The following is a 7,852-nucleotide window of genomic DNA, read 5'->3' as shown; positions in this document are numbered from 1 at the left end:
GCCCTCGGCCAGCCGGCGGATCGTCATCTCACCGGTTTCGCCGCGCAGACGGTCATGACAAACCGAAGCTGCCGTTGACCTCAGACTATCGAAGGCATCTGCCTTGCCTGAAAGAAGCACAGCGATGTCCTCGAGCCAGCCCCTTTGCTCGACAGCGCTTGTACGCATGTCCAATGCGACGTCCGCCAATTCTGGCGCGCGCATATCCGTCTCGACTGCCAATCTGGCGACCGCGACTTCGGCGGACAGGTCGGTCGCCATGCAATCCTCGAGGATATGCCTCGCGGTCGACCTCACTCGCTCTGCTGTGGTCATGGCGAGGCGCTCCGGGTCCAGACCCGTTGTATGGTCCATCGGTCCTTTGCTCCCCAGCTGTATTTGTAGCTCTCCCGGCCGCGTAGAAAATCGAACTCTCGCGCGCCGTCCTGAACGGCTTCGGCGATAGCCTTGCCGATCAGAATGGCGCCGGGGCTCTCCGATGCGTAAGCGGGGTCGAAGCCGCCGAGATAGGCATAGGCGCGGTCGTGGTGATGAAAACCGTAATAGGCGCCGACGACGGCGCCGTCGATTTCCATCAGCCAGCACCGCGCCAAATGGCTCGCGGCGAGACGGGGCAAGGCATTGCGATGAAACTCGATCGCGCTTTGCGTCAGCACGCCGCCGCCCTGTCCGGCCCAGCGGGCGTCGTGCAGGCGGATCAGCTGACCAAGAAATATCTCCGGCGCGGCCTCCGCCCGGTTGATCGTCACCCGGCCTCTCCGTTGCGCGGCTCGCAGCGCGCGACGCAGCTGGCGTCTTCGCCGCGCGGGAACGCACCCTGCAAGCGTCTCGTCGCCAGCCAAGGCAAGCACGGGGCAGGCGGCATGGCCGGTAGATCGGCTCTCTTCGATATCGGGCAGCAAAAGCTCCAGGGATGCGGCTTCACTCGAAAGGTCCGGCAGGATCCATTGCGACCATTCGAGCGAAAGCACAGTCTCGGCAATCAAGGTACCGACGGCTTCTTCGAACTTGGGTGCGCAAAGAATATCGAGATAGTCGCTCAGCGATATTCCGATCGGAAGCAGGCGCAAACCGGAAGCGTGCCGTTCGAGGTAGAGTGGTGCCAGGCCGACGAGATCGTTTCCGTTCCACACGGCGATCGCCGAGAGATCGCCCGGCGCGAATGTCCGCCACCATGGCAGGAGCCAGGCGGGTGACTGGAAAGGCGTAGCAGAGCTGCATTGCGACCAGAGCGGCCACCAATGCTGCTCTAGACCGTCGAGCGCTTCTTGGTCGCGGATGACATCGGCACGCAGGCCGCTCACCCGGCGGCTCCCAACCGTGCTCGGGAATCGCCGAGCTTTGCCAATGCCCGATAGGCATCCATATAGGCCGAAACCATGCGATCGAGCGAAAACCGATCTCGCGCCTCGGCCCGGCATATTTCGTTGTCGAGGTCGGCCGAAGCGTCGATGGCTATCGCCATCTCGTCGATATCATTGACCAGGAACCCGGTCTTGCCGTGCTCAACGACATTGGGCAGGGCGCCATTCGGGAAGGCCACAACCGGCGTGCCGCAGGCGAGGGCTTCCATGGCAACGAGCGAGCTCGTCTCCGCGGCGAGGCTCGGAATGACCAGGCAGCGGGCGGCGTTGAGAAGCCGCCGCTTGGCGAAAAACCCGAGCGGTCCCAGGAAACGCCGCCGCCTGTCGAGGCGAGGCTCCACCTCGTCGGCGAAATACTGAACATGTGTCCGGTAGGGATATATCTGCCCTCCTATTGCAAGCGGCACTCCAGCGCGCTTCGCGGCGTCGATCGCCAGGTGGATGCCTTTTTCCGGGCATATTCGGCTTAACACGAGCGCGAAATTGCGATGCGACCGGGGGGCGGCAAGCGCATTGACGTCAACCCCGTTTGGGATGGGCGCGATCAGTCTCGATCCGGCCGGCGCGGTTGCTTGCTGCGCCTCCGAGACCGCGTGCAGCCACAGGTCTTCACGGGCCGGGCTCAGCACTCCGGCCGGATACCAGGCAAGCGGCAGGTGCAGTGTCACGAGCGTGGGGCCGTCATCGGGAAGATAGGCATCGAAATCGATGCCATGCAGATGGACGACATCGATCGGCCAGCGCGCACGCGCGGCTGCGATCGCCGCGCGGTGCGCGTCCTGGGCGCGGCTCTTTGCCGTCTCGTCGAGCGCGCCTGTTTCGGCAGGCGTCTCGACCAAGGTCCCGGCCGCGCTGGAGCCCCGGCAGGCGACGACGATGGATTGATGGCCTTGCCTGACCAGTGCGTGATCCAGCATCGACAGCACCTGCTCGGCGCCGCCGACCGCATCGAGGCCGACAGGCGCAAGCGGATAGGCGCCGTTGAGCACTGTAAGCGTCATGGCTGATCGAGCCGAAGTGACCTCATGCGGCCGAGACCCGCCGCATGGGAATCGCGGCGTCGCGCACGCCAGGTGCGTAGCGGCGCACCATCTTCGCGCAGAATTCGGCGAACTCTTCGGGCGCCTGTGGCGGGCTGGTGTGATGGGGCTGCAGGCCTCGGTGCTCGGGCGTGAAGCAGAAAGTGATGGTGACGTTGAAGTCTGCCAGGGCTTCCATCTGGCGATCGAACCAATCGAGGGCATTCGGTCTGAAACTGTCGGCCCAAGAGAGGCCGGTGCGCAGACTGGTGACGCCCAGCCGCTTCATCCAGGCGACGGCGTCGTCCAGCCGGTGGTCCTCGAAATGGAACCACTGGACGAGGCCCATTTCCGGAGTGTGCCGCACGAACTCTTCGAGCGCGGGCTTGGGCGAGCCATCCTCGCGCAGAAGACCCATGTAGAAATGACGGTAATAGGAAGAGCCTTCCACCTCGCGATGCCGTGTGGTCGCTCCCCAAGCATGAGGCAAATCATAAAGGCTATACCATTGGACGCGGGGCGCGTTGCCAAGCAGAAGCTCCGCCGTCCGCCGCAGGCCCCAGACCTGGACCTCCTCGGCGCCGAAGCTCGACACGCCGACTTCGCTGATCCAAATCGGCAGATCGGTGACTTCGGCGATCTCGCCGAGCTTTTGCGGCCATTCGTGGATCTGCCAAAGGTTCCAGTCCAGCGGGAAGCCGTGCACGGCGACGGCATCGACATGGTCGAGGACACCATATCCCTTGATCAGCGACATGAAGCCGGCATCGATCGGCGAAATGCCGCCAAGCACTCTGGTGATCGCCGGGTTTTCAAGCCCGATCGCGTCCGCCGCCAGGATACTCATGCCGGCGAAGCGGCTCCAGTCCGGATCGAGCTCTGGGTCCCAATGCGACTTGTTGTTGGGCTCATTCCAGATCATGGCGGCTTCAATCATCATTTCGTCCTTTCGACGGGTAGACCGCACCTTCACCCGCCGGCTCATCGGACGCGCGGCAGAAGTAGACCTCGTCTTCCGGGTGAAGCAGGATCTGGAAGCCGGCGCTGCGCAGCATCGCCTCGATGCAGCCGCGGTTCGGGATCCACCAGTTGGTCGGATCGTCGGCGTAGCGGTGCTCGATGAAGTGCAGCTTCGGGAATTCGGTTCGATCGAACAGGTCGAGCGTCCAAAAATCATAGTTCTGTTCGAGCGCGAGGATTTCGCTGCTCCCGCGTTGCATCGACTGGAAGACCATCAAGTCGCGCGCAACATGCTCGCGGATCAGGTCGAGCGCCAGCAACGGGTGGCGTAGATGGTAAAGCACGCCCATGAAGAGCACGATGTCGAAGGTCTCGCCGAGCGCGCCGACGTCGTAGACCGACAATTGCCGGAATTCGATGTCGCACTCGGCGATTTCGGCGGCGAAACGCGCTTGCGTCAGATAGTCCACGTCGAAATCAATGCCGAGCACGCGATCGGCGCCTCGCTTCTTCATTTCAATGGAATAGAACCCGGCGTTGCAGCCGATATCGAGCACCGACTTGCCCGAGAGATCGGCCGGGATCGCATCCGCGAATTTCTGCCATTTCACCAGAGGATAGTTGCCGAGGAAATGGTCGGGAGCGGTCTCCACGCCCGCCAGTTCCATGTTGTGGAACCACGGTCCAAGCGCATCGATGCGGCGGCGAATTTCCGCGTCGGAATGCAGCACGGTCAGCCTCCTTCGCCTGGCAAGGATGGCACCTGCGAGCGGCTCGGCGGCACGAATATCGCTGTGTCTTCGTCTTCCGAGGCGTCGTTGTTTTCAAGCAGCCGGAGCGCCGTGCGGTAGCCGTTGAAGGTGCCGACATCGACATAGGCCGAGCCTGCCTTGACGCCCCAGGCTTCACCGCCGACGGCAAGGTAAGCATTGACCAGCGTTCCGAAATACTCGTCGCAGCCGTCCCGCTCGCGCCAAAGCGCCGCGAGCCGCTGAAAGGTGAAGCCCGGCATCTTGAACGCGCCCCAGACCCAGTCCGTGGCTGCGTCCTGCTGCTTGACCTGGATCTGCTCGACGCGGCCGTCCTGATCGACAACCACGGCGTCGAAAAGCTCGGGACGGTCTACAGGAAACAGCAGGAATGACAGCCGGTCGTCCGGCAGATGGCAGAAGCCGTCCTCGGGGAACCAGATCGTGTCCGGCAGACCGATCAGGACGGTCTCTTGCGGCGCGACGAGAGGGGCGGCGCGGAAGATCGCGTCGCAAAGACCGACGGGAGAGGGCTGGGCCACGAAAATCGCGGCCGCGCTGTCATAGCCGGCCGCATAGTATTCGAGGATATCGGACTTACCCGAACCGATGATGAAGCAGATCCTGTCGACGCCGTTGCGCACCATTCGGCGCACCAGATACTCGCTGACCGCGCACGGACGCTCGGTTTGCCCGTCCATCCGGCTGCCAACCGGGAGCAGTTCCTTGGAAAAACCCAGCGGTTGAATGCGGCTGCCGCGCCCCGCCGCAGGCACGATACCCAACATCAGACGGTTTCCTTCATCGGTTCGCTTGCTGGCGCGGTGGCGGCTTCGACCAGAATCCGGTCCAGTTCCGCGGCGCGGCGTGCGGATGTGTGTTCGTCGAGGACGCGTTCGCGGGCTCGGCGGCGCAACGCCTCGAGCTCGCGGTCCGACAAACCGAGCGCGGCGACCACATCGTCGGTGGAATGTGCAAGCAGGATTTCGCAGCCGGGCTCGAAGAAGTCGTCCAGACCCGGCCAGTCGTCGGAAACGATGGCGGCGCCGCAGGCAGCCGCTTCGAACAGCCGGCCGGAGGGGCACCAGCCCTTGCGCGCCATGGCCTCGCGGGTGACATTCAGGGTGAGACGTGACGAGCAGAAGAAGGCCGGATGATCGGCAGGCGGCAAATGCCTGACGAAGAAGATGTTGTCGCTCCACGGAAACTCCTGCGGATATTGAGCGCCGCCAATGACGAAACGGCGATCCGGCAGCCGGACGGCGGGCGCGACGAGCAGCTTCTCGACGCCGGCCTGGCGATCCGAGGCATAAGTGCCGAGGTAGGACAGATCGCCCGCAAACTCGAGCCTGGACTTTGCCGGCCGATGACGCTCCGGATCGACATGGCCGTAGAGCGGCACGACACGGCGCGCCCCCAGCATGGACTTGAGCGCACCGAGTGCCTCGCCGCCGGTGTAGCTCAGCACCAAATCGAAATCGCGAAGGCCTTCCGGACCGAAATAGGGAGGCTGCTCGCCCTGCTCGATGCGCGCGAGCGTCACCGCGGTATCAAGATCGTAGAACACCTTGAGCCCACGGCAACTCTCCTGCGCGAGGCGTGAGGCTTCAACAGCATCCGGGCAGTAGGAGGTGACGATGACCGCGTCAGCCTGCCGGACCGCGATTGCCGCAGCCTGGGCAATATCATCCCATCCCGGATAGAGCACCACGTGGCCGCCATCGAGATGGGTGAGATCCCTTGCGCCGGCATAGTAGGGCGTGTCGCGCTCAAAGAAGCTGATCGACCAGCCGAGTGGCGCCAGCGCGCGTATCAGCCCGCGCCAAAGCGTGGCATGTCCGTTTCCCCAGGAAGAGGTGACCGTGAGGCCGAAGATCACCATGCGCATCGGGCAGCTCCAGTCAGGCGATTTCGTTCAGGCGAATGAGCTTAGAGCCCCAGTCGCCATGGACGACGGTGGTGATCGAGGCAGGTTCGATGTCGAAGCGAAAACAGTCGCCGAGCTGAAGGCCAAGCACCTTGCACACCGCAGCCTTGATGACGTCCGCGTGACTGATCAGTGCAACGCATCGGTTTGGGGCCTGTTCGCGCAGCACGTCCATGAGGTCGACGATCCGCTGCTGGGTGTCCTGCATGGTCTCGCCGCTCGGTGTTCGGGCGCTCTGTCGCTGGTCGTTCCACATCCGCCAGGCGGCGTCATCGGCCAGCTCTTCGAATGTCTTGCCGGACCATGCGCCGAAATCGATCTCGTCCAATTCCTGGCAGATTCCGATCTGCTCGATATTGCAGGCGACAGCGATCGGTTTCGCGGTTTCCAAGGTGCGCTTGCGCGGGCTGCTGAAAATGGCCGCGAGCGGTTCCCTCGCCAGACGGCGGGCCAGACGCAGCGTCTGTGCCTGGCCGGTTTGGCCAAGATCGATATCCTGGCGGCCTGCCAGATAGCGGCCGACATTGTCATACGCAGCATGCCGCACGAGGAAAATAGTCGTTGTCATTCCGCGGCGTCGAGCATCGGCTCGCCCCTACCGGCTATGAAGGCGAGGGTGCGCAGGCGGGCTTCGGCATCGGTGAACTGCTCCGGCGGAGACTTCATGAAATAACTGCAAGGCCCGGTGAGCGCCCCAGCGATACCGCGATCGAGCGCCAGCTTGGCGCAGCGCACCGCGTCGATGACCACTCCGGCGGAGTTGGGGGAATCCCAGACTTCCAGCTTGAGTTCGGCATTCAGCGGGACGCCGCCGAAGGTCGTGCCTTCGACCCGGATATAGGCCCATTTGCGGTCGGTGAGCCAAGGCACATGATCGCTGGGTCCGACATGGATGTTGCCGGGCTCGAGCGGTACATCGATCTGGCTGGTGACCGACTGCGTCTTGGAGATCTTTTTCGATTCCAGCCGCTCACGCTCCAGCATGTTGAGGAAGTCCGTGTTGCCGCCGAAGTTGAGCTGGTAGGTGCGGTCGATGCGCACCCCGCGCTCCCGAAACAGATTGGCGAGCAGCCGGTGAACGATGGTAGCGCCGACCTGGCTCTTGATGTCGTCTCCGATCAGGGGCAGGCCGCGCTCTTCGAAGCGGCGGCGCCATTCCGGCCGCGAAGCGATGAAGACCGGTATGCAGTTGACGAAAGCGCACCCGGCCCCCAACGCGCATTCGGCATAATAGCGGGTTGCCGCATCCGAGCCGACCGGCAGATAGGACACCAGCACCTCGGCCCCGCTTTCCCGAAGGCCTGCGGTCACGTCGGCGACCGGCTCATTCGCTTCCTCGATTTCATCGCGCAGATATTTGCCGATGCCGTCGAGTGTAGGTCCGCGTTGCACGCGCACGCCGATCGGCGCCACATCGGCAAAACGGAAGGTGTTGTTCGGGGCGTTGTAGATTGCTTCGGCCACATCGCGCCCGACCTTGCTCTTGGCGACGTCGAAGGCGCAGACGACCTCGATGTCTTCGACATGGTAGCCGCCGAGATCGGCATGCATTAGCCCGGGGATCGGCTCGTTGCTTTTTGCCTGACGATAATAGGTGAGGCCTTGCACTAGGGAGGATGCGCAATTGCCGACACCGACGATGCCGATGCGAACCTTTTTCGATGTCACGAAACCGCCGCCTCTATTGTTGGAGGTAAGTTCCTCGCGCCGAACTGTGACCGGTCAGGAATGTTCCTTGAGAGGTGGAAAATTCGCCGATGCGGTCGACGTTCAATACCCCCGTTGCCGCGTTGTCTCCGAGGCCAGCGCAGGACGCGACGTTCGGAGTGCGGC

General features: G+C 63.3%; 8 protein-coding genes and 1 pseudogene. All 9 read right to left on the bottom strand.

Annotated features, from left to right (window positions below):
- Positions 1–261, bottom strand: a pseudogene (locus EOA79_RS00515) (class I SAM-dependent methyltransferase); the annotation flags it as partial.
- 50 nt (positions 262–311) lie between these two features.
- Positions 312–1,304, bottom strand: a complete 993-nt coding sequence (locus tag EOA79_RS00510) for a GNAT family N-acetyltransferase (RefSeq protein ID WP_095827602.1) — start codon at positions 1,302–1,304, stop codon at positions 312–314.
- Positions 1,301–2,365, bottom strand: a complete 1,065-nt coding sequence (locus EOA79_RS00505) for a glycosyltransferase (protein ID WP_128292678.1) — start codon at positions 2,363–2,365, stop codon at positions 1,301–1,303. Before EOA79_RS00505 ends, EOA79_RS00510 begins: the two co-directional genes overlap by 4 nt.
- A 22-nt stretch (positions 2,366–2,387) precedes the next feature.
- On the bottom strand, positions 2,388–3,320 hold the full coding sequence (locus EOA79_RS00500; protein WP_127245890.1) for a beta-xylosidase: 933 nt from the start codon (positions 3,318–3,320) through the stop codon (positions 2,388–2,390).
- Positions 3,313–4,074 carry a TIGR04290 family methyltransferase gene (locus EOA79_RS00495; protein ID WP_095827600.1) on the bottom strand — a complete coding sequence of 254 codons (762 nt, stop codon included), beginning with the start codon at positions 4,072–4,074 and terminating at the stop codon, positions 3,313–3,315. Before EOA79_RS00495 ends, EOA79_RS00500 begins: the two co-directional genes overlap by 8 nt.
- Before the next feature lie 2 nt (positions 4,075–4,076).
- Positions 4,077–4,880 carry a sugar phosphate nucleotidyltransferase gene (locus EOA79_RS00490; protein ID WP_095827599.1) on the bottom strand — a complete coding sequence of 268 codons (804 nt, stop codon included), beginning with the start codon at positions 4,878–4,880 and terminating at the stop codon, positions 4,077–4,079.
- A complete protein-coding gene (locus EOA79_RS00485) occupies positions 4,880–5,980 on the bottom strand; it encodes a glycosyltransferase (protein WP_127335131.1) in 1,101 nt (366 codons plus the stop codon). Before EOA79_RS00485 ends, EOA79_RS00490 begins: the two co-directional genes overlap by 1 nt.
- A gap of 13 nt (positions 5,981–5,993) precedes the next feature.
- Positions 5,994–6,587 (bottom strand): histidine phosphatase family protein, encoded by a 594-nt coding sequence (locus EOA79_RS00480; RefSeq protein WP_067320596.1) that lies wholly within the window; start codon positions 6,585–6,587, stop codon positions 5,994–5,996.
- Positions 6,584–7,687: an inositol-3-phosphate synthase gene (locus EOA79_RS00475; RefSeq protein ID WP_095826275.1), complete on the bottom strand. Its 1,104-nt coding sequence runs from the start codon at positions 7,685–7,687 to the stop codon at positions 6,584–6,586. The genes EOA79_RS00480 and EOA79_RS00475 overlap by 4 nt, the downstream gene beginning before the upstream one ends.
- Positions 7,688–7,852 lie beyond the last annotated feature (165 nt).

Origin of the sequence: Mesorhizobium sp. M1A.F.Ca.IN.020.03.2.1 (assembly GCF_004023205.1) — a bacterium.
GTDB lineage: Bacteria > Pseudomonadota > Alphaproteobacteria > Rhizobiales > Rhizobiaceae > Mesorhizobium.
This window is presented reverse-complemented; position numbering and strand designations above follow the sequence as displayed.

Bases quoted from the DNA above. Each gene is read 5' to 3' on its own strand.
- EOA79_RS00505 (WP_128292678.1), bottom strand. From the start codon at position 2,365: ATGACGCTTACAGTGCTCAACGGCGCCTATCCGCTTGCGCCTGTCGGC.
- EOA79_RS00500 (WP_127245890.1), bottom strand. From the start codon at position 3,320: ATGATTGAAGCCGCCATGATCTGGAATGAGCCCAACAACAAGTCGCAT.
- EOA79_RS00490 (WP_095827599.1), bottom strand. From the start codon at position 4,880: ATGTTGGGTATCGTGCCTGCGGCGGGGCGCGGCAGCCGCATTCAACCG.
- EOA79_RS00485 (WP_127335131.1), bottom strand. From the start codon at position 5,980: ATGCGCATGGTGATCTTCGGCCTCACGGTCACCTCTTCCTGGGGAAAC.
- EOA79_RS00480 (WP_067320596.1), bottom strand. From the start codon at position 6,587: ATGACAACGACTATTTTCCTCGTGCGGCATGCTGCGTATGACAATGTC.